At 61.2% G+C, this 21771-nt stretch carries 23 protein-coding genes; 8 read left to right on the top strand and 15 right to left on the bottom strand.

Features of this window, described 5'->3' with window-relative positions; genetic code table 11:
- The 5 genes from atuD (at position 1) to ppnP (ending at position 4906) form a co-directional block, all read left to right on the top strand.
- Positions 1–1158, top strand: a complete 1158-nt coding sequence (atuD, locus tag MJP36_RS11235) for a citronellyl-CoA dehydrogenase (protein WP_244385366.1) — start codon at positions 1–3, stop codon at positions 1156–1158.
- The gene (locus tag MJP36_RS11230; RefSeq protein ID WP_104994412.1) at positions 1155–1916 is read left to right on the top strand and encodes an enoyl-CoA hydratase/isomerase family protein; all 762 of its coding nucleotides are present in this window, start codon (positions 1155–1157) and stop codon (positions 1914–1916) included. Before atuD ends, MJP36_RS11230 begins: the two co-directional genes overlap by 4 nt.
- A 111-nt stretch (positions 1917–2027) precedes the next feature.
- A complete protein-coding gene (locus MJP36_RS11225; RefSeq protein ID WP_244385365.1) occupies positions 2028–3917 on the top strand; it encodes an acetyl-CoA carboxylase biotin carboxylase subunit in 1890 nt (629 codons plus the stop codon).
- Positions 3918–4014: 97 nt separating this feature from the next.
- Positions 4015–4557, top strand: a complete 543-nt coding sequence (locus tag MJP36_RS11220; protein WP_060756003.1) for a 3'-5' exonuclease — start codon at positions 4015–4017, stop codon at positions 4555–4557.
- 64 nt (positions 4558–4621) lie between these two features.
- Positions 4622–4906, top strand: coding sequence for a pyrimidine/purine nucleoside phosphorylase (gene ppnP / locus MJP36_RS11215; protein WP_060756004.1), 285 nt, complete (start codon positions 4622–4624; stop codon positions 4904–4906).
- 48 nt (positions 4907–4954) lie between these two features.
- Here the strand turns inward: ppnP and MJP36_RS11210 are convergent, their stop codons facing one another.
- Both MJP36_RS11210 and MJP36_RS11205 read right to left on the bottom strand, forming a co-directional pair.
- Entirely contained in the window at positions 4955–5761 is an 807-nt protein-coding gene (locus MJP36_RS11210; protein ID WP_244385364.1) for an MOSC domain-containing protein, read from the bottom strand.
- Positions 5762–5959: 198 nt separating this feature from the next.
- Positions 5960–6886 (bottom strand): chemotaxis protein CheV, encoded by a 927-nt coding sequence (locus tag MJP36_RS11205; protein ID WP_060756006.1) that lies wholly within the window; start codon positions 6884–6886, stop codon positions 5960–5962.
- Positions 6887–7440: 554 nt separating this feature from the next.
- On the opposite strand from MJP36_RS11205, the gene MJP36_RS11200 reads away from it, so the two are divergent.
- From MJP36_RS11200 to MJP36_RS11190, 3 genes are all read left to right on the top strand, one after another.
- Entirely contained in the window at positions 7441–7890 is a 450-nt protein-coding gene (locus MJP36_RS11200) for a hypothetical protein (RefSeq protein ID WP_178126874.1), read from the top strand.
- Between the two features lie 355 nt (positions 7891–8245).
- Entirely contained in the window at positions 8246–9139 is an 894-nt protein-coding gene (locus MJP36_RS11195) for a sensor histidine kinase (RefSeq protein WP_060756007.1), read from the top strand.
- A complete protein-coding gene (locus tag MJP36_RS11190) occupies positions 9136–9795 on the top strand; it encodes a response regulator transcription factor (protein ID WP_060756008.1) in 660 nt (219 codons plus the stop codon). The genes MJP36_RS11195 and MJP36_RS11190 overlap by 4 nt, the downstream gene beginning before the upstream one ends.
- On the opposite strand, the gene yegS is transcribed toward MJP36_RS11190, so the two are convergent.
- The 13 genes from yegS to fleN all read right to left on the bottom strand — a co-directional run bounded on the left by yegS (position 9754) and on the right by fleN (position 21689).
- Positions 9754–10674: a lipid kinase YegS gene (yegS, locus tag MJP36_RS11185; protein ID WP_244385363.1), complete on the bottom strand. Its 921-nt coding sequence runs from the start codon at positions 10672–10674 to the stop codon at positions 9754–9756. The genes MJP36_RS11190 and yegS overlap by 42 nt on opposite strands.
- A 208-nt stretch (positions 10675–10882) precedes the next feature.
- The gene (locus MJP36_RS11180) at positions 10883–11275 is read right to left on the bottom strand and encodes a DUF2802 domain-containing protein (protein ID WP_060756010.1); all 393 of its coding nucleotides are present in this window, start codon (positions 11273–11275) and stop codon (positions 10883–10885) included.
- Positions 11276–11758, bottom strand: coding sequence for a chemotaxis protein CheW (locus tag MJP36_RS11175; protein WP_060756011.1), 483 nt, complete (start codon positions 11756–11758; stop codon positions 11276–11278). It abuts the gene before it with no gap.
- Between the two features lie 79 nt (positions 11759–11837).
- Positions 11838–12644, bottom strand: coding sequence for a CheW domain-containing protein (locus MJP36_RS11170; RefSeq protein WP_244385362.1), 807 nt, complete (start codon positions 12642–12644; stop codon positions 11838–11840).
- Positions 12644–13432, bottom strand: coding sequence for a ParA family protein (locus MJP36_RS11165; RefSeq protein ID WP_060756013.1), 789 nt, complete (start codon positions 13430–13432; stop codon positions 12644–12646). Before MJP36_RS11165 ends, MJP36_RS11170 begins: the two co-directional genes overlap by 1 nt.
- A gap of 50 nt (positions 13433–13482) precedes the next feature.
- Positions 13483–14370 carry a flagellar motor protein MotD gene (motD, locus tag MJP36_RS11160; protein ID WP_060756014.1) on the bottom strand — a complete coding sequence of 296 codons (888 nt, stop codon included), beginning with the start codon at positions 14368–14370 and terminating at the stop codon, positions 13483–13485.
- 193 nt (positions 14371–14563) lie between these two features.
- Positions 14564–15304, bottom strand: coding sequence for a flagellar motor protein (locus MJP36_RS11155; protein ID WP_060756015.1), 741 nt, complete (start codon positions 15302–15304; stop codon positions 14564–14566).
- Positions 15304–16437: a protein-glutamate methylesterase/protein-glutamine glutaminase gene (locus MJP36_RS11150; protein WP_244385361.1), complete on the bottom strand. Its 1134-nt coding sequence runs from the start codon at positions 16435–16437 to the stop codon at positions 15304–15306. Before MJP36_RS11150 ends, MJP36_RS11155 begins: the two co-directional genes overlap by 1 nt.
- Positions 16438–16485: 48 nt before the next feature.
- Complete coding sequence (locus tag MJP36_RS11145) at positions 16486–18756, bottom strand: chemotaxis protein CheA (RefSeq protein ID WP_244385360.1); 2271 nt, start codon at positions 18754–18756, stop codon at positions 16486–16488.
- An 11-nt stretch (positions 18757–18767) separates the two neighbouring features.
- Positions 18768–19556, bottom strand: a complete 789-nt coding sequence (locus tag MJP36_RS11140; protein ID WP_060756018.1) for a protein phosphatase CheZ — start codon at positions 19554–19556, stop codon at positions 18768–18770.
- Between the two features lie 19 nt (positions 19557–19575).
- A complete protein-coding gene (locus tag MJP36_RS11135) occupies positions 19576–19950 on the bottom strand; it encodes a chemotaxis response regulator CheY (protein ID WP_160385018.1) in 375 nt (124 codons plus the stop codon).
- 168 nt (positions 19951–20118) lie between these two features.
- Entirely contained in the window at positions 20119–20859 is a 741-nt protein-coding gene (gene fliA / locus MJP36_RS11130; protein WP_060756019.1) for an RNA polymerase sigma factor FliA, read from the bottom strand.
- On the bottom strand, positions 20856–21689 hold the full coding sequence (fleN, locus tag MJP36_RS11125) for a flagellar synthesis regulator FleN (protein WP_003192912.1): 834 nt from the start codon (positions 21687–21689) through the stop codon (positions 20856–20858). Before fleN ends, fliA begins: the two co-directional genes overlap by 4 nt.
- Between the last annotated feature and the right edge of the window lie 82 nt (positions 21690–21771).

The raw sequence follows: 21771 nt of genomic DNA, 5'->3' as shown, positions 1-21771 counted from the left end.
ATGATCTTCACCCAGGAACACCAGGAACTGCGCCGCACCGTCCGTGCCTTTGTCGACCGCGAGATCAACCCGCATGTGGATGAATGGGAAAAAGCCGGGCGCTTTCCCATCCACCACATCTTCCGCAAGGCCGGCGAGCTGGGCCTGCTGGGCATTTCCAAGCCTGAGGCATTCGGCGGCATGGGCCTGAACTACAGCTATTCGATTGTCGCCGCCGAAGAATTCGGCACCATTCGTTGCGGCGGTATTCCCATGTCCATTGGCGTGCAAACCGATATGTGCACCCCGGCCCTCGCCCGCTTCGGCTCCGATGAATTGCGCGACGAGTTCCTCCGACCAGCCATCAGCGGCGAACAAGTGGGCTGTATCGGCGTCTCGGAAACCGGCGCCGGCTCCGACGTGGCCGGGTTGAAAACCCATGCACGCAAGGACGGCGGCGACTACGTGATCAACGGCAGCAAGATGTGGATCACCAACTCCCCCAGCGCCGACTTTATCTGCCTGCTGGCCAACACCTCCGACGACAAACCGCACATCAACAAGTCGCTGATCATGGTGCCGATGAACACGCCCGGCATCCGTGTCAGCCCGCCCCTGGAAAAACTCGGCATGCACAGTTCCGAGACCGCGCAGGTGTTCTTCGATGACGTGCGCGTGCCCCAGCGCAACCGTATCGGCCACGAAGGCGCGGGTTTCATGATGCAGATGCTGCAATTCCAGGAAGAACGCCTGTTTGGCGCGGCCAATATGATCAAGGGCCTGGAGTACTGCATTGACAGCACGATCGACTACTGCAAGGAGCGCCAGACGTTCGGCAAGGCTTTGATCGACAACCAGGTGATCCACTTTCGCCTGGCTGAATTGGCCACCGAAATCGAATGCCTGCGCGCCCTGGTGTACCAGGCCACCGAGCAATACATCAAAGGCCAGGACGTCACGCGCCTGGCCTCCATGGCCAAGCTCAAGGCCGGGCGCCTGGGGCGCGAGGTCAGCGACAGTTGCCTGCAATACTGGGGCGGCATGGGCTACATGTGGGACAACCCGGTGGCCCGCGCCTACCGCGACGTGCGCCTGGTGTCGATCGGCGGCGGAGCCGATGAAATCATGCTGGGCATCCTCTGCAAACTGATGGGCACCTTGCCTGGTAAAAAGTCATGAATACCCTGTTGCTCGAAGCGCATCACGGCGTGCTGCACATCACCCTCAACCGCCCCGAATGCCGCAATGCGATGAGCCTGGAAATGGTCAATGAACTGCGCACAGTGCTGGCAGGGTTGGACAGCCAGATACGGGCGTTGGTGATCACAGGCGTCGGCGGGCATTTCTGTGCCGGCGCGGATGTGAAGGACATGCTCCACGCCGGCGATCAGTTACAGGCGTTGAATCGGGCGTTCGGCACGCTGTTGCAGCAAGTTGAAGCGCTGCCGCAAGTGGTAATCGTGGTGTTGCAAGGCGCGGTGCTGGGCGGCGGGTTTGGCTTGGCGTGTGTGAGTGATATTGCGATTGCCGATCATCAGGCGCAGTTCGGCTTGCCGGAGACCCGCCTGGGCCTGCTACCGGCGCAGATAGCGCCGTTTGTGGTCAAGCGAATCGGGCTGACCCAGGCACGCCGATTGGCGCTGACGGCGGCGCGGTTTGATGGGATGCAAGCTGAGCGGTTGGGCGTGGTGCATTTTGTCGAGACGGATCCGCAGGCCCTGGCGCAGCGCCTGGATGAGGTGTTGGGCGAGGTGCTCAAGTGCGCACCCGGGGCGAATGGACGGACCAAGGCGCTGTTGCTGGCTAGCGTGGATGAGCCGCTCGAGAACGTATTGGATCGGGGGGCACAGTGGTTTGCCGAGGCCGTCAGGGGGGAGGAAGGGATCGAGGGGACACAGGCCTTTGTACAAAAGCGCCAGCCTGAGTGGTGCAAATGATGCCATCGGGAGCAAGCCCCCTCCCACCGTTGGAATGCACTTCAACAATGTGGAAGGGGCTTGCTCCCGATGAGGCCCGAACCGACACCCCATCAACCAAGGGATAACTCAATGCCCGCATTCAGCAAAATCCTGATCGCCAACCGCGGTGAGATCGCCTGCCGTATCCAGCGCACCGCCCAAGCCCTGGGCTACCGCACCGTGGCCGTCTACAGCGACGCCGACGCCGAGGCGCTGCATGTCCAGATGGCCGACGAAGCCGTCAACATCGGCCCCGCTCCCGTACAACAGTCTTACCTGGACATCCCGGCCATTCTCGATGCCGCCAGGAAAACCGGCGCCGACGCCATCCACCCCGGCTACGGCTTCCTCTCCGAAAACGCCCCATTCGCCAAAGCCTGCCTGGAAGCCGGCTTGACCTTCATCGGCCCCAGCGTCGAGGCCATCGAACTGATGGGCAGCAAACGCCTGTCCAAACTCGCCATGCTCGACGCCGGTGTGCCCTGTGTTGCGGGCTACCAAGGCGAGCAACAAGACAACGCCACGCTACAACAGCAAGCCAACCGCATCGGCTACCCGCTGATGATCAAAGCCAGCGCCGGCGGCGGCGGGCGCGGCATGCGCCTTGTGCAGGATGCCGACGCCCTGCTGGAGAATCTGCACACCGCCCGCTCCGAAGCCAAAAACGCGTTTGGCAGCGACGAACTGATCCTCGAACAAGCGTTGATCGAACCGCGCCACGTTGAGATCCAACTGTTCGGCGACCAACACGGCAACCTCATCTACCTTGGCGAGCGCGACTGCTCGATCCAACGCCGTCACCAGAAAGTCATCGAAGAAGCCCCCTGCCCCATCATGACGCCCGCGTTGCGCCAGGCCATGGGAGAAGCCGCCCTCAAGGCCGGGCGCGCGGTGAATTACGTGGGTGCGGGCACCGTGGAATTTTTGCTCGACCGCGACGGCCGGTTCTACTTCCTCGAAATGAACACCCGCCTGCAGGTGGAACACCCGGTCACTGAACTGATCACAGGCCTGGATCTGGTGGACTGGCAGTTGAAAATCGCCGCCGGCGACCCGCTGCCGCTGGAACAGGCCGATGTGCGCCTGAGCGGCCACGCCATGGAAGTGCGCCTGTATGCCGAAGACCCGGCCCAGGGCTTTGTGCCGCAAACCGGCGAGGTGCTGCGCTGGGAGCCGGCCGCCGGTGTGCGGACTGACCACGGCGTACTGCAAGGCCAGCGCATCAGCCCGTTCTATGACGCGATGCTCGGCAAGATCATCGCCCACGGCACTACCCGTGAAGAGGCCCGACGCAAGCTGCTGCGCGCAGTGCAAGACACCCTTCTGCTGGGCGTGACCACCAACCAACGGTTGCTGGCCGACCTGCTCAAGCATCCGGATTTTATCGCAGGCGATTTCAGTACCGGCTTTATCGCCGAACACTTCAGCGAAGTCCCGCCTCAGGCCGCGACAAAAGAACAACTCGCGCTGGCCGCCGCGCTGTTTTATCAACACAGCGCCAGTGCGCATGCACCGGCTCTGGCGGGCTGGAGCAACAATCCCAGCGCCAGTGCGCCTTGGGCCTGCCGCCTGGAGGTCAACGGTGAAATCCACAACGTCAGTGCCGCCCCCCTGCGACTCAGCACAGATGGCGGGTATGCCACCCTGGAACTCGACGGCATTCGCCGACGTGTCGCCTACCACCTTGAGGGCACCCGGTTATGGCTGCCGGGTCTCAGCATTACCCACTGCACCCAGCCAGTCGCCGGCCGCCAGACGAGCGCCGGCAGCGGCACGGTCAAAGCGCCGATGGACGGTGCCATTGTCGACATCCGCGTGAGCGCCGGGCAAACCGTCACCAAAGGCCAACTGCTGCTGGTGCTCGAAGCGATGAAAATGGAGCATCCGCTCACCGCCGGCATCGATGGGGTCATCAAAGGCGTGCAGGTGATGACCGGCGATCAGGTGCGCAATCGCCAAGTGCTGCTGGAGATCGAATAGCGGCAGCCCTGGGCCTCGATGAAAAAACAGCGCGGAACTACAAGGTCACGCTACGCTCTATCCCCATCAGGAAACAAAGAGTACGGGAACCTGCGCGATGCCTCATTGGCTGATTATTGACCTTGAAGCCACAACGGATGAAGGCGGCTGGCCCGTGACGGAGATGGAAGTCATCGAGATCGGCGCCAGCCTGGTCAACCGCCAGGGCCGCGAACTGGATCATTTCCAGCGTTTTGTGCGGCCGCTGCGTCGCCCCTTGCTGACGCCCTTCTGCCGCCAACTGACCCATATCACCCAGGCCAATATCGATGCTGCCGCCCCGCTCAGCGAGGTGTGGCCACTGTTCGAGCGCTGGCTGGGCCAGCATCAGACACGCCTGGAAGGCTGGGCCAGCTGGGGCGACTACGATCGCGTGCAACTGGAACTGGAATGGCAGCGCAATGACCTGACCAGCGTCCTGGCGCAAACGACCCACGTCAATCTCAAGCAGCGCTTCGCCAAGGCCCGGCGCCTGGACAAGCCGCTGGGGCTCAATGGCGCCCTGCAATTGGCGGGGATGCAGTTCCATGGCCAGCAACATCGCGCGCTGGAAGATGCACGCAACACCGCGCGCCTGCTGCCGTTGATTTTGCCGGTCTAGGCAGCTCCTCCGGGCTTGGGCATACTGGCCGACCTTTCCAGACCCTTTTTCCGAGGATTCACCCATGTTTAAAGTCAATGAGTACTTCGACGGCACCGTCAAGTCGATCGCTTTCGGCACCGCAGAGGGTCCGGCGACTATCGGCGTGATGGCCCCGGGTGAATACGAGTTCGGCACCGCCCAGCGTGAAATCATGCACGTGGTATCCGGCGCACTGACCGTCAAACTGCCGGAAGCCAGCGAGTGGGAAACCTTCGCCGCCGGCAGCCAGTTCAACGTACCGGCCAACAGCAAGTTCCAGCTGAAGGTCGCGGTGGACACCGCTTACCTGTGCGAATACCGCGGCTGAGTTTCAGCCCGACAAAAAAATGCCCGTCTCGCAGGAGACGGGCATTTTTTATTCCAGGATCGTGACCGGCATGCCGACTTCGAGATAGCCGATGCCATCGTTGACCAGGTTCTGGCCGAACATCGCGCCACTTTCCGTCTTGCGATAGCTATCGAGCGTGGCGAAAGGTTCGCGGTCGGCGCTACGCTCGCCGGTGGCGGGGTCGATCGTAGTGAGAATGCAGCGTGAACACGGTTTGACCACGCGCAACTCGATGTCGCCAATGCGCAGGCGCTTCCAGCCGTCTTCGGCAAAGGCTTCCCCCCCTTCGATCACCAGGTTGGGACGAAAACGCAGCATCTCCATCGGGCGGCCAACGTGCCGCGAAAGATCGTCCAGAGAGCCCTGGCCGATCAGCAACAGCGGGTAGCCGTCGGCAAACGCCACTTGATCGTCGTCGTTGCCGAACCCCGCCTCGGTGGTACGGGCGCGGGCCAGCGGCATCTGCACCAGCCGCGTGGGCTTGCCGATAAACTCACTGACCCAGGCGGCGGCCGCATCCCCGGCATCCGGCACGCGCAAGGTATCGCGCCAGATGGTCACGCCGCGCAACTCGGCGTCACTGCCGGGCAAGGCCACCTCAAGCGACGCAACGCCTGGGGTGCTGAGGGTCAAGCCACCGGCTGCGTTCCACAGCGCCGATAGCTGGCTCATCTTCGCCACCGCCCGTTGCGTCAGGAAACGCCCACTGGCCTCGTCCACCAGCATCCAGCGTCGGTCCCCTTCCAGCCCCAGTTTATCCAGGCCGATCCGCTGCAAGACCTCGGCCTTGCCGGACTTCAAAGGGTAACGGTACAACGCGCTGAGACGAAGCATGAGCCTGCTTTCCTGGAGGATAAAGCGCCACCCTATACGAGCCGCCCCCCCAGAATCAAAACCACCCTTGTAGTGAGCGGGCTCGCCCCGCGCTGGGGGGCGCAGCCGCCCCAAATCCAGGCACCTCGGTTTTTCTGATACACCGCGGCGTCCCTGTTGGGGCGGCTGCGCCCCCCCAGCGCGGGGCAAGCCCGCTCACTACAGATCCAGCGTCAGGCGTTGGCGGACTACGTCCACCAGTTTGTCCGGCTGGAACTTGGACAGGAAGTTGTCGCAGCCGACCTTCTTGACCATCGACTCGTTGAAGCTGCCCGACAGCGAGGTGTGCAGCACCACATAGAGGCCGCGCAAGCGTGGATCGTTGCGGATCTCGGTGGTCAGGCGATAGCCGTCCATCTCAGGCATTTCGGCGTCGGTGAAGATCATCAGCAGTTTGTCGGTCATCACCTGGCCGCTGTCGGCCCAGGTCTTGAGCATATTCAGGGCCTTGAGGCCGTCGCTGGCGATGTGCATCTTCACGCCGAGCTGCCCGAGGGTGTCGCGCAGTTGCGCCAGGGCGACATTGGAGTCATCCACCAGCAGTACTTCGCGGCCACGGGCGCGCTCCAGCACCGGGTCTTCGAGTTTTTCCCGGGAGACCTTGGCGTTATACGGCACGATCTCGGCGAGGACTTTTTCCACGTCGATGATTTCCACCAACTGATCATCGACCTTGCTGATGGCGGTCAGGTAATGCTGACGCCCGGCGCTGGTCGGCGGTGGCAGGATGGCTTCCCAGTTCATGTTGACGATGCGGTCCACGCCCCCCACCAGGAACGCCTGTACCGAGCGGTTGTACTCGGTGACGATAATGGTGCTGTCGGGCCCCGGCACCAGCGGGCGCATGCCGATGGCCTGGGACAGGTCGATCACCGGCAGGGTCTGGCCCCGCAGGTTGACCACGCCACACACGAATGGATGGCGCTGGGGCATCAGGGTCAGCTTGGGCAGTTGCAGGACTTCCTGCACCTTGAACACATTGATCGCGAACAACTGCCGCCCGGCCAGGCGAAACATGAGAATCTCCAGGCGATTCTCACCCACCAGCTGCGTGCGTTGATCTACGGTGTCGAGAATGCCGGCCATTAAAAGCTCCTGATGTGCGCGTTGAATTCACGCTGAGAAATTGTGCAACTCAGTTAAGACTAGTTATCGGCGGCAATCGCCAGACCTTGACCCCAGTAAAATGCCACGTAAATCAGTTGATGTCACACTGACATCATGGTTTACTGAATTGCGCCTTCATCCGGCATTGCCGCAACGTCGCGCGACACCCGAATCGACTTAGGGTTCCATCGTATAAGGGATTCCCCTATACACAATCAGGTCCAACCTGATATTCGCGATATCTAATAGCCATTAATGTGACGCCATTCTCATTGCATGAATGGAGTCAGGCTTTTGTTTGCCACACCAAGCCCACATCCCACGGGTCTTCCAGGCACTCTGTCGGCGGCAACTAAAGTTGTGCAATCGCCCCGGACAGCGAGGGCCACGCGCGGCTTTTGTGGTCAATTCAATAACGTTCCTACTGCAATCTCAGAACCGACCTACAGATTCCAGTCATATTTCAGCAGTAGTTTTACGCCATTCACCCGGTGCGACATCTCATCACCCGACCTTATGTTGCGGAGACTTACATGATGAATAGCGCAAACGAATGGCAAACCACACTTCCCGAGTTCCTGCTGGAAGCCGAAATGCTGCTGGCCAAATCGGAAGAGTGCTTGAGCCACCTGCATTTGATTCGCAACGACAGCGATGCCATCGACTGCATGAAAGCCAGCCTCGCCAAGCTGGCGGAAAAAGCCGAAGGTCTGGCATTGCAGGCGATCAGTGAATTCTCCAGGCATCTGCAATGCCTGATTGCCAACGCCGTGAACCCCATGCAATTGCATGATCAGGCACTTGACGCCCTGCACGACTGCCTGACGCTGCTGGCCTGGCAACTGGAGTTGATCGACACGCGCACCGGCGAACTGGCGCTGGATGAAAGCGAACAAACAACGCTGATTGCGACGGTCACCTTGCAAATCCCACAAAAAGACTTCGGCAATAAGCCACAATCACGTTCGCACCACACGGTTTGAGCAATGACCAGGTCGTATTTAATCGGTTAGTTATCTAAAAACGACCTTGGGTTAGTCGGTCGAGGCGATCTTGCGCGGCCGATATATCAATTAGCCATGTCTGCAACCCGGTTCATTAATACAACTACTCACTCACTTTGAACTCTGGGATTACCACTCAGGGTATTGGCTTGGTTAATAAGCCAATCGAGCGAGGCGCCAGGCGACCGACGGTAATAGTGGTGGTACTATGCCCCGCTCGAAGTGACTCAACTTCATCATGTCCAAAAACGATTCGGCACCGTATTCCAAACAAAGGCCTGTCACCCCCCATGACCGGCTTTCCCGCAGCGAACCTTCATTGGCTCCATCCGCTATGTACGCCAGCCTCAAGTCACTCATCACAAGGTCCGTGTCCCGCAGCAATGCCCGCCGCCTGGTCCTCGCCTTGTGCCTGTGCTCGTTGCTGGTCAGCCTGTGGGCCTATAGCCACAACGCCCCCCTGCCGCTCTCGATCCTTCTGCTCAACCTCATCACCTTGATCGTGGTGGGCGTTCAGCAATGGCACTCGCGCAAATCCATCAAGTTCCAGCCCCAGGAACTGGCCGACCGCCTGCTGCAAGTCCAGGAAAACGAACGCCACCGGCTCAGCCGCGACCTGCACGATGACATCGGCCAATTGCTGACCGCCGCCAAACTGCAAAGCGAATGGCTCAAGCGCCGACTGCCGGACGACCTGCAAAGCCAATGCACGGTGCTGTGCAATACCCTGAATGAGACCCTGGCCAAAGTGCGTGACGTATCGGCGATTCTCAACCCGCGCCAGTTGGCCAGCCTGGGCCTGGAAGCCAGCCTGCGCGCGCACCTGCTCAAGACCCTGGAAAACACCCCGATCCACTGGAGCCTGGAATGCCAGCAACGGTTGACCGGCATCCCCGAAGAAATGGCCGTGGCCGCCTTTCGCATCACCCAGGAAGCGGTGACCAACATGCTCCGCCACGCCCAGGCGCAGAACCTGCGGGTGCGCCTGCAGCGCCTGCCCGAAGGCTTGTCGCTGATGATCTGCGATGACGGCCGTGGCTTTTCACCCGCGCCCAACCCGGGCCTGATGGGCCAGCGGGGCATGGCCGGCATGGTCGAACGGATCGATCAACTGGGAGGCTCTTTGTCCGTCAACAGCCAACCCGGCCAGGGCACACGGATCGACGCACTTTTCCCCTGGGCGCCCCGCGCCCTCGAACGGGCCAGCGCCCCTAAGGCTCTTGAGTGACTTGCACACTACTCCTGGTGGATGACCACGCTCTGATCCGGGCCGGCGTGCGCGCGCTGATCCAGGATATCCCCGGCTACACCGTGATTGGCGAAGCCGACGATGGCGCGCAAGTGCTGGAAGCCTTCAGCACCTTGCAGCCGGACATCGTGCTGCTGGACCTGTCGATGAAACACACCGGTGGCCTGGATGCCTTGCAGCAGCTCAAAGCGGCCTACCCCAAGAGCAAGGTGCTGATCCTGTCGATGCACACCGACCCCGAGTTGATCATGCGCGCGCTGGAGTCCGGCGCCCACGGCTATCTGCTCAAGGACACCACGGCCAACGAGCTGGAACACGCCTTGCTGGCCCTGCGCAATAATGAGCGCTACCTGAGTCCCGCCATTGCCCACACCGTGATCAACCAGGCATTGATCCGCAGCCAGGGGCCGGCCTCTCCCGTCGCCCACAACCACACCCTCACGGCACGCCAGCTGGAGATCCTGCGCTTGATCGTGCGCGGTAAATCTACCCGGGAAATCGCCCAGGGACTGGGCTTGAGCATCAAGACGGTGGAAGCCCATCGCTCGCAGATCATGAAACGCCTGCAGATCTATGACGTCGCCGGCCTGGTGTTATTCGCCGTTCGCGAGCAGATCATCAGCCTGGACGACTAGGGGCGAGCCCAGCGGCAAGTGCACGCGCAAGGCCTTGGGCAACGCACTGAAGCGCAAATCGTCGCCCTGCAGCGGCTCACCATCCAGGTTGATGTACAACCCTTCGGCCACCTTGATTTCGACCCAGGGCAAACGTGCCCGCACAAACATATTGTCCAGGCCCCAGCCGTCACTCATCAGGGTCAGCAAAGTGCCGACCACTTCCTGGGGCGCCGGCAGAATGCTGATATCCAGCAAGCCATCATCGGCCAACGCGCCCGGGCACAACACATGCCCACCGCCCGCTTGGCGACCGTTGCCGATACCGAGCGCGAGCAGATCACCTTTCCAGTGAAAGCCGGGGCCTTCCAGCTCACCATAGGCCGCCTTCAATTCGCTGAATCGGGTCAGGCCGGTGAACAGGTAGGCGGCGCCGCCCAGGACCTTTTTCAGGTCTTCCGAGGTATTGGCGGTGACCTGGCTGCCGAAGCCGCCAGTGGCCATGTTGAGGAAGATTTGCCCGCCGGCCTGGCCGAGGTCGATGGCCCGAGGTGGCACGTCCAGCAGTGCCAATGCCTGTGCAGGTTCCAGCGGCACGCCGGCGGCGCGGGCAAAGTCGTTGGCGGTGCCCAGGGGCATCAGGACCAGGCTGGCGTCGGTGTTGGCCCGGGCCATGGCTTCGGCGACGTCACGCAGCGTACCGTCGCCGCCACCGGCGATGATGTGGGTGTAGCCGTCAGCCAGGGCTTCATTGACCAGGCGTTGGGCGTCGCCGCCTTCCCATGTGACCCGCACGGCCAACTCATCACCCTGCTCGCGCCGAGCCTGTACGGCCGCGCGCACGTCCTCGTTCAAGGCTTGTTTGCCGTGAAGGATCAATAGAGCTTTGGGGCTGGTCATGGGTGGGTGACTCCAGGGGTTGAGGGTTCCTGAAGGATGTGGACATTCGGTGAGGGGGAAAAAGTCATTGGGTGAGGGAAATTAATTCGTTGGGCCCGAACAACGACACTGTACGAGGGGGCTGCCGATGAGGGTGGGCCAGTGGATGAATCGGGTGCCTGACCCACTGCAATCGGGAGCAAGCCCCCTCCCACAGGTAAGGACCCACTCAGCTCTTGTGAAGCTTGCTCATCAACTGCGCCTCCGCCTGGGTCAACCCACACGACTGCGTCAGCTCATCCACCGTAGCGCCCATGCCGACCAACTTCGCCGCCTGGGCGAACGACAAGCTCGTCGGGTCACGCTGTTCAATCTGCGCCAGCTTGTCCGGCAATGGCCCGAGGATGGCGCGCAGTTCATGCACCTCATCCCCCACCTTCACCGTCGTTTGCTGAAAGTGATCAACACGCTTGACCAGATCGATGATGCGTCGGTCACGCAAGGCATCGCGCTCAGCCTGCTGCTGGGCCAATTCCCGTTGCTGGCGCAGGTAGCGCAGCAGGAAAGCCAAAGTCCCAGCCCACAACAGGGCCAGGACAATCACCGCCGCCTCGAAGAACAATCAGATGCTCTCCAGTTCCGACCATTCTTCTTCGCTCATCATCTTGTCCAGCTCAACCAGAATCAGCAGCTCGTTGTTCTTGTTGCATACGCCCTGGATAAACTTGGCGGATTCTTCATTGCCCACGTTCGGCGCGGTTTCCACTTCCGACTGGCGCAGGTAAACCACTTCCGCCACGCTGTCGACCATGATCCCGACCACTTGCTTGTCGGCTTCGATGATCACGATACGCGTGTTGTCGCTGACTTCGACCGTGTCCAGGCCAAAACGCTGGCGGGTGTCGATCACCGTCACCACGTTGCCGCGCAGGTTGATGATGCCCAGCACATAGCTTGGCGCCCCCGGAACCGGAGCGATCTCGGTGTAGCGCAGCACTTCCTGCACGCGCATCACGTTGATACCGTAGGTTTCGTTGTCCAGTTTGAAGGTAACCCATTGCAGGATTGGATCTTCCGAACCTTGTGCGGACGCTGATTTGTTCATGCTTAGAACCCCTTCAATGCCGGCTCAACCGGCGTGTGTGCTTCGCTAACCGCATTCGCATGCGGGCCTTATTGTTCAATCAACTGCGCGGGTGCGCAGGCATCGACTTGACGGCACCGCTGGCGATCAATTCGGCCAGTTCGGCGACGTCGAGCAATGCGCACATATGTTCGATCACGGTGCCTGCCAGCCAGGGTCGTTGGCCACGGTGGCTGCGCCATTTGATTTCGTTCGGGTCCAGGCGCAACGAGCGGCTGACTTGATGCACCGCCAACCCCCATTCGTAGCCCTGCACCGAGATCACGTATTGCAAGCCCTGGCGAAAATCGTCGCGGTAGCGATCGGGCATCACCCAACGGGCGGTATCCAGCACTTTGAGATTACCGGCCTGGCTGGGCAGGATGCCGAGGAACCAATCCGGTTGCCCGAACAACGGTGTCAGTTCCTGGCCTTCCAGAGAATAGATCGAACCCAGGCACACCAACGGCACCGCCAGGGTCAGCCCGGCGACATCGAATAACAGGCATTCGAAGGGCTCGGCGGCCCAGTATGGGCGGCCGTCACCGGTGTCCGGCGGCGGTGTGATGCTCGGTGGCAGGTGCACATCTGCAACGGGCTCAACCACGACCGGCTCGACCGGCGCCACAACCGGCACTGCCGCCACGACCGGCGCCACCACAGGGGCGACCACGACATAGGCGTCACGCGCCTGCTCTTCCAATACGGCCAGCTGGAATTCATCCAGCATAGTGTCTGCGGCGATCGCCGGTTCAGGTTCCAGCACCGGTTCCGGCGAAGGTTCCTCGGTCGCATCCTGCAGCAAGGCGTCCAGGTAGGACTCCAGTGCCAATTGCGGCCGGGTCTTGAGTTTGACAGGACGGTTCATCAAGCCACCTGCGCTACAAGCTGCTGGGCCAGCAGGTGCTTGAGCAACGCACGATAAGCCAGCACGCCACGGCTTTTGCCATCGAACTGCGAGGGCGTCAGGCCCGCGCGGCTGGCGTCACGCAAGCGCGTGTCGACCGGGATGTAGCCATTCCAGATGGTGTCCGGGTAGGCATCGCGTAATACCCGCAAGGTGCCGAGGGACGCTTGGGTACGGCGGTCGAACAAGGTCGGCACAATGCAGAACGGCAGCGCCTGTTTACGCGAGCGGTTGATCATCGCCAGGGTACTGACCATGCGCTCCAGGCCTTTGACAGCCAAGTGCTCGGTCTGCACCGGGATCACCAGTTGCTGGCTGGCCGCCAAGGCGTTGACCATCAGCACGCCGAGCAACGGCGGGCTGTCGATAATGGCGTAGTCGAAGTCCTGCCACAGCTGCGCCAGGGTCTTGGCGATCACCAGGCCCAGCCCGCTCTGCCCCGGCGACTGGCGCTCAAGGGTCGCCAGCGCGGTACTGGAGGGCAGCAGGGAAATGCTTTCGTTACTGGTGGGCAGCAGCAATTGCCCCGGTAAGTCGCTGGGTACGCTGCCCTTGTGCAGGAACAGGTCGTAGCAACTGTGCTCCAGCGCATCCGGGTCGTAGCCGAAATAGCTGGTCATGGAGCCATGGGGGTCGAGGTCGACCACGACCACACGCTTGCCCGCTTCGGCCAGCAAGCCGGCTAAGGCGATGGAGGTGGTGGTCTTGCCGACTCCACCCTTTTGATTGGCAACTGCCCAGACTCTCATTCGGTTGGTTCCTCCCGGTGGGCAAAAGCGCGACCGAGACATTGCATCAGTTATTGAGCCAGTGACGGGGAATTGACGCTCCCCTGCCGAACCGGCGGCTTGACCACAGGCGGTGCAGTTTGTGTGCCAGCCCGCCTCAATGCCGCATCCGGTGTTGCATTAGCCGTTCCCGTACCCGTCAGGCTACGGCGTACATCGAGGTTGCGCGACACCACCAATACCACACGGCGGTTACGTGCGCGGCCTTCGGCGGTCGCATTATTGGCCACCGGCTGGAATTCACCATAGCCCACCGACGCCAGGCGCTCAGGGTTCACACCCTGCATCGCCAGCATGCGCACGATACTAGCGGCGCGGGCCGATGAGAGCTCCCAGTTGGTCGGGTACTGCGCGGTGTTGATGGGGAAATTGTCGGTAAAGCCTTCGACATGGATCGGGTTTTCAAACGGTTTGAGAATCGCCGCCACCTTGTCGATGATGGTGAACGCCTGATCGCTGGGCATGGCATCGGCACTGGCGAACAGCAGGCTGGAATTAAGCTCGATCTCCACCCACAGCTCATTGCCGCGCACGGTCATCTGGTTGGACTTGATCAGGTCACCGAACGCGGCGCTGATATCGTCGGCGATGCTTTTGAGCGGGTCGCTGGTGCCGCCGATACCGGCGGCGACTTCATCGCTGTCGTTGACCAGCGGCTTGGCCGGGGTCACGGTCTTGGGTCGTTCATCACCGATGGGAATCGGCTTGATCGAGCGATCGGTGTCGTTGAACACCCCGATCAGCGCCTGGGAAATGACCTTGTACTTGCCTTCGTTGATCGACGAGATGGAATACATCACCACGAAAAACGCGAACAGCAAGGTGATGAAGTCCGCGTAGGACACCAGCCAGCGCTCATGATTGACGTGTTCTTCAGGCTCGCGACGGCGACGGCTCACAGGCAGACACCTCTCTGACCAAGATTGACCGCTTCATTGTGATTGTGGCGAGCGAGCTTGCTCGCGCTGGGACGCGAAGCGGCCCCAAAACCAGGCGACGCGCTCCATCTGAAGAAATAGGTAGGCTGTATTGGGGCTGCTTCGCAGCCCAGCGCGAGCAAGCTCGCTCGCCACAGGTTGATAGCCATCGCCATCAATCCATGAAGCCCTGGAGCTTCAATTCGATGGAGCGCGGGTTCTCGCCCTCGGCAATCGACAGCAAACCTTCCAGCAGCATCTCCCGGTAACGTGACTGACGCATGGCGATCGACTTGAGCTTGCTGGCCACCGGCAACAGCACCAGGTTGGCACTGGCCACGCCATAGATGGTGGCGACAAATGCCACGGCAATGCCGCTGCCCAATTGCGACGGATCGGCCAGGTTGCCCATGACGTGAATCAGGCCCATCACCGCACCGATGATGCCAATGGTCGGCGCGTAGCCGCCCATGCTTTCAAAGACTTTGGCCGCGTTGATGTCACGGCTTTCCTGTGTGTAGAAATCCACTTCGAGGATGCTGCGGATCGCTTCCGGTTCGGCGCCGTCCACCAGCAGCTGCAAGCCTTTGCGCGCGTAGCTGTCGGGCTCGGCATCGGCCACGCCTTCCAGACCCAGCAGGCCCTCCTTGCGCGCGGTGAGGCTCCAGTTGACCACACGATCGATGCCACCGAGCAGGTCAATACGCGGTGGAAAAATGATCCACACCAGAATCTGCATGGCACGCTTGAACGAGCTCAGGGGCGATTGCAGCAAGGCTGCGCCCACGGTGCCGCCGATCACGATCAACGCCGCCGGGCCGTTGGCCAAGGCGCCGAGGTGGCCGCCTTCGAGGAAGTTGCCGCCGATGATCGCGACAAACGCCAGGGTGATACCGATCAAGCTCAACACATCCATCAGAGGCAGGCCTCCGCCAGGTGCTTGCCGATGTCGTCCAGGCTGTACACGGCGTCGGCCAGGTCGGCCTTGACGATGGCCATGGGCATGCCATAGATCACGCAGCTGGCCTCATCCTGGGCCCAGACCGTGCTGCCCCCCTGCTTGAGCAGGCGTGCGCCTTCACGGCCGTCGGCGCCCATGCCGGTGAGCACCACCGCCAGAACTTTGTCGCCGTAGGACTTGGCCGCCGAACCGAAGGTGATATCCACGCACGGCTTGTAGTTAAGGCGTTCATCGCCCGGCAGGATTTTCACCGCGCCACGGCCATCCACCATCATCTGCTTGCCACCCGGCGCCAGCAACGCCAGGCCAGGACGCAGGATGTCGCCGTCTTCGGCTTCCTTGACGCTGATGCGGCACAGCTTGTCCAGACGTTCGGCGAAGGCTTTGGTAAACGCGGCGGGCATATGCTGCACCAGCACTATCGGCGCCGGAAAGTTGGCCGGCAGTTGGGTCAATACGCGTTGCAGGGCGACCGGGCCGCCGGTTGAGGTACCGATAGCCACTAGCTTGTAGGCTTTGCGCTTGGGCGCGGGCGAATGAGCGCTCGGCGCCGAAGCACGGACGGGAGCCACGGCGGGCCGCGCCACTGGCGCAGGCGCCGGACGCGCGAATGAGGAACTGGTCGGCGCAGGTGCCGCAGGTGCCGCAGGTGCCGCCACTGGCGCAGGCGTGCTGAACAGGCTGCGGCGGTTGCTGCGGGAAATGCTGTGCACCTTCTCGCACAGCATCTGCTTGACCTTCTCGGGGTTGCGCGAGATGTCTTCGAAATTCTTCGGCAGGAAGTCCACCGCACCCGCGTCCAGCGCATCCAGGGTTACCCGGGCACCTTCATGGGTCAGCGACGAGAACATCAATACCGGGGTCGGGCAGCGTTGCATGATGTGGCGAACTGCCGTGATGCCATCCATCATCGGCATCTCGTAGTCCATGGTGATCACGTCCGGCTTCAACGCAATGGCCTGATCAATCGCCTCTTTACCGTTGGTGGCCGTGCCGACCACCTGAATGGTCGGATCGGCGGAAAGAATTTCCGAGACGCGGCGGCGGAAGAAACCCGAATCGTCCACCACCAGGACCTTGACTGCCATAAACACTCCGTTAGGTGGGGCGGCACGATTGCCCAACCCCCACCAGAATCAAATACGCCGAGCGGCGTAACGCTTGAGCATGCTCGGAACATCGAGAATCAGCGCGATCCGACCGTCACCGGTGATGGTCGCACCCGACATGCCCGGGGTTCCCTGCAGCATTTTGCCCAAAGGCTTGATGACCACTTCTTCCTGGCCCACCAGTTGATCGACCACAAAGCCGATACGCTGGGTGCCCACGGACAGGATCACCACGTGGCCTTCGCGTTGCTCTTCATGGGCAGCCGACGCAACCAGCCAGCGCTTGAGGTAGAACAGCGGCAGCGCCTTGTCACGCACGATCACCACTTCCTGGCCATCCACCACATTGGTGCGCGACAGGTCGAGGTGGAAGATCTCATTGACGTTGACCAGCGGGAACGCGAACGCCTGGTTGCCCAGCATCACCATCAGGGTCGGCATGATCGCCAAGGTCAACGGCACCTTGATCACGATCTTCGAGCCCTGGCCCTTGGTCGAGTAGATATTGATCGAGCCGTTGAGCTGGCTGATCTTGGTCTTCACCACGTCCATGCCGACGCCACGACCAGACACGTCGGAAATCTCGGTCTTGGTCGAGAAGCCCGGGGCGAAGATCAGGTTGTAGCACTCGGTGTCGGTCAGACGGTCGGCGGCATCCTTGTCCATCACACCGCGCTTGACTGCAATGTTGCGCAGGATGGTCGGGTCCATGCCCTTGCCGTCATCGGTGATCGACAACAGGATATGGTCGCCTTCTTGCTCGGCCGCCAGAATCACCTTGCCGCCGCGGGACTTGCCCGAGGCTTCACGTTCTTCAGGGGTTTCGACGCCGTGGTCGACTGCGTTGCGCACCAAGTGGACCAGCGGGTCAGCCAGGGCCTCGACCAGGTTTTTGTCGAGGTCGGTTTCTTCCCCCACCAGCTCCAGGTTGATCTCTTTCTTGAGCTGGCGCGCCAGGTCACGAACCAGGCGCGGGAAGCGGCCGAAGACTTTCTTGATCGGCTGCATCCGCGTTTTCATCACAGCGGTCTGCAGGTCGGCGGTGACCACGTCGAGGTTCGACACGGCCTTCTGCATCGACTCGTCGCCACTGCTCAGGCCCAGGCGTACCAGGCGGTTACGCACCAACACCAGTTCGCCGACCATGTTCATGATGTCGTCCAGCCGCGCCGTGTCCACGCGCACAGTGGTTTCGGCTTCGCTGGCCGGCTTTTCGGCCACTGGTGCAGCGGCGGCACGCGCCGGTGCAGGCGCTGCAGCGGCCGGCGCAGCAGCAGGAGCCGGCTTGGCGGCAGCAGGTGCAGCAGCAGGTGCAGCAGCAGGTGCAGCAGCAGGTGCAGGTGCAGGTTTCGCCGCTACCGGGGTAGCGGTCGCAGCCGCCGTCGGGGGTACTTCACTGAACTTGCCCTTGCCGTGCAATTCGTCGAGCAAGGCTTCGAATTCGTGCTCGGAGATCAGCCCGTCGCCGGCTGGCTGCGCACTGGCAGGCGGCGTAACAGGCGGCTTGGCAGCCGTCGGCGCAGCCGCTGTCGCGGCAACTTCCGGCAGGGCTTCGGCCGCGAACGTGCCTTTGCCGTGCAGTTGGTCGAGCAACGCTTCGAATTCGTCGTCGGTAATGTCGGTGCTGGCCGGGGCCGCAGGCGCTTCGGAAGCTGCGGCAGGCGCCACGGCATCGGCGGCGAACTGGCCCTTGCCATGCAACTGGTCGAGCAAGGATTCAAATTCGGCGTCGGTGATGTCTTCGCTGGTCGGCACGGCAGCAGGTGCCGCCGGAGCTTCGGCTTCGGCCTTCGCCGCGCTGAGGGAGTTGAGCAGTTGCTCGAACTCGCTATCGGTCACATCCGGCTCAGGCTCGGCAACCGGTTCCGGTTCCGGGGCGGCTTCCACCGCCGGCGCGGCCGAGGTGTCGGCAGGCTCTGCGTAGCGCGCCAGGGCGGCCAGCAGCTCGGGCGTGGCAGCCGTGATCGGCGCGCGTTCACGGACCTGGCTGAACATGCCATTGACCGCATCCAGGGCTTCGAGAATCACGTCCATCAATTCCGAATCAACGTGACGCTCACCCTTGCGCAGGATGTCGAACACGTTCTCGGCGATGTGGCAGCACTCCACCAGCTCATGGAGCTGGAGGAAGCCGGCGCCCCCTTTTACAGTGTGAAAACCGCGAAAAATTGCATTGAGCAGGTTCGCATCATCCGGGCGGCTTTCCAGCTCGACCAGTTGCTCGGACAGTTGCTCTAAAATTTCGCCGGCCTCTACAAGGAAATCCTGAAGGATCTCTTCATCGGCGCCGAAGCTCATGTGGGTGCTCCTTAGAAGCCTAAACTGGACAGCAAATCGTCTACGTCATCTTGACCGGATACGACGTCTTCACGTTTATCGGCATGAATCTGCGGACCTTCACCCTTGGCGAGATGTTTTTGTGGATCTTTTTCCGAAAGGATCGCTGCGCGGTCATGTTCGATACCGGCAAAGCGGTCGACCTGGCCGGCCATCAGCACCAATTTGAGCAGGTTGCTTTCCACTTCGGTGACCAACTGGGTCACACGCTTGATCACTTGACCGGTGAGGTCCTGGTAATCCTGGGCCAGCAAAATGTCGTTGAGGTTGCTGGAAACCGTACGGTTGTCCTGCTCACTGCGCGACAGGAAACCTTCAACCCGACGCGCCAATTCACGAAACTCTTCGGCGCCCACTTCGCGACGCATGAAGCGGCCCCAGTCAACGCTGAGGGCCTGGGCTTCGTTGGCCATGCCGTTGACCAGCGGCGTGGCGTTTTCCACCAGGTCCATAGTGCGGTTGGCCGCCGCCTCAGTCAGCCTGACCACATAGGACAAGCGTTCGGTGGCATCGGTGATTTGCGAAATTTCTTCGGCCTGGGGCATGTGCGGGTCAATCTGAAAATTGACGATCGCACTGTGCAGCTCACGTGTCAGCTTGCCCACTTCCTGATACAGGCCGCGGTCACGCGTCTGATTGAGCTCATGGATCAACTGCACCGCGTCGCCGAACTGACCTTTTTCCAGGCTTTCGACCAACTGGTGGGCATGTTTTTTCAGAGTCGACTCAAAGTCTTTCTGTGATGATTCTGTATGCTCCATAGCTCCCCCTGCGATGGCGTTAGCCGTGGATGCGCTCGAAGATTTTTTCGATCTTCTCTTTCAACGCCTGTGCAGTGAATGGCTTGACCACGTAACCGTTGACCCCGGCCTGGGCGGCTTCGATGATCTGTTCACGCTTGGCTTCGGCGGTCACCATCAACACGGGAAGGCTGCGCAATTTTTCGTCGGCGCGCACGTGGCGCAACAAGTCGATACCGGTCATGCCCGGCATGTTCCAGTCCGTTACCAGAAAGTCGATGCTCCCACTGTTGAGGATCGGGATCGCCGTAAGGCCGTCATCCGCCTCGACCGTGTTGGTGAACCCAAGGTCACGCAACAGATTTTTTATGATCCGCCGCATCGTTGAGAAGTCATCAACGATGAGGATTTTCATGTTCTTGTCCAATTCGACCTCCAAGCAGTCTTAAACGCGCCCAGCACCTGGACGCGCCATTTCAATCAACAGGCGTTACACAACAAAGGACTGCCCAGGGCACCACGGCACGACCCCGCAAAAGCCTTCGACTTTCGCGGCGCGTCTACAGTGTCCCCACACTGCCTGTCAGCGCGCGCGCCACTCCCCCAACCGCCCCCGCAAGCGGGCTGCGCACTGGCTATGCAGCTGGCTGACACGCGATTCGCTGACCCCCAGGACCTCACCGATTTCCTTGAGGTTCAGCTCTTCGTCGTAGTACAGCGCCAACACCAGTCGCTCACGCTCCGGCAAATTGGCAATCGCGTCCGCCAACGCCCTCTGGAAACGCTCATCTTCCAGGTCACGCGACGGTTCGAGATGTGCACTCGCGCCGTCCTCGTGCAGCCCTTCGTGTTCGCCGTCCTGCAACAGGTCGTCGAAACTGAACAGGCGGCTGCCCAAGGTATCGTTCAAAATCCCGTAATAATCATCGAGACTCAATTGGAGTTCGGCCGCAACTTCATGATCTTTAGCGTCACGACCGGTTTTTGCTTCAATTGCGCGAATGGCATCACTGACCATTCGCGTGTTGCGGTGTACCGAACGCGGCGCCCAATCCCCTTTACGGACCTCATCGAGCATCGCGCCACGGATACGGATACCCGCATACGTCTCGAAACTCGCACCCTTGCTCGCGTCATATTTGGTCGACACTTCGAGCAAGCCGATCATGCCGGCCTGGATCAGGTCTTCCACCTGCACACTGGCCGGCAGGCGCGCCAGCAAGTGGTAGGCAATGCGCTTGACCAAGGGCGCATAACGCTCGATCAATTCGCCCTGGCTGTCACGTGCCGATTTCTTGTAAAGGTTATAGCCGCTGGCTGTCATAGCACCGGTCCTGCGCTCGTCTGATGCACCAATCGCTCGACGAAAAACTCCAGATGCCCCCGCGGGTTGGCAGGCAACGGCCAGGTATCGACCTTCTGGGCAATAGCCTTGAACGCCAACGCGCATTTGGAACGAGGGAACGCTTCATAGACCGCACGCTGCTTTTGCACGGCCTTGCGCACACACTCGTCATAGGGAACTGCGCCAACGTATTGTAAGGCGACATCGAGAAAACGGTCCGTGACCTTGGTCAACTTGGCGAACAGATTCCGGCCTTCCTGCGGGCTTTGGGCCATGTTGGCCAGCACGCGGAAGCGGTTCATGCCGTAGTCACGGTTAAGCAGTTTGATCAGAGCATAGGCGTCGGTGATCGAGGTGGGTTCGTCGCAGACCACCAGCAATACTTCCTGCGCGGCGCGCACGAAGCTGACCACGGATTCGCCGATCCCGGCGGCGGTGTCGATCACCAGCACATCGAGGTTGTCGCCGATATCGCTGAACGCCTGGATCAGGCCGGCGTGCTGCGCCGGGCTCAGGTGCACCATGCTCTGGGTGCCCGAGGCGGCAGGCACGATACGAATGCCTCCGGGGCCTTGCAGCAGCACATCGCGCAGCTCGCAACGGCCCTCGATCACATCGGCGAGGGTGTGTTTGGGTGTCAGCCCCAGCAGAACGTCCACGTTCGCCAGGCCCAGGTCAGCATCCAGCAGCATGACGCGACGGCCAAGTTCTGCCAGGGCCAGGGACAAATTCACCGACACGTTAGTTTTCCCGACGCCACCTTTGCCGCCGGTCACCGCGATCACCTGTACAGGATGCATGCTGCCCATTTTATTTCTTTACCTTGTCTTGCTTAGACGCAGGCTACACGGCTTGGTCGCGTGAATCGCTTGCAGACCATCAATGTAGATA

Source organism: Pseudomonas palleroniana, assembly GCF_022836895.1.
GTDB classification, from domain to species: Bacteria; Pseudomonadota; Gammaproteobacteria; order Pseudomonadales; family Pseudomonadaceae; genus Aquipseudomonas; species Aquipseudomonas palleroniana.
The sequence above is the reverse complement of the archived record's forward strand: the minus strand, read 5'-3'. Positions and strand labels throughout refer to the sequence as shown.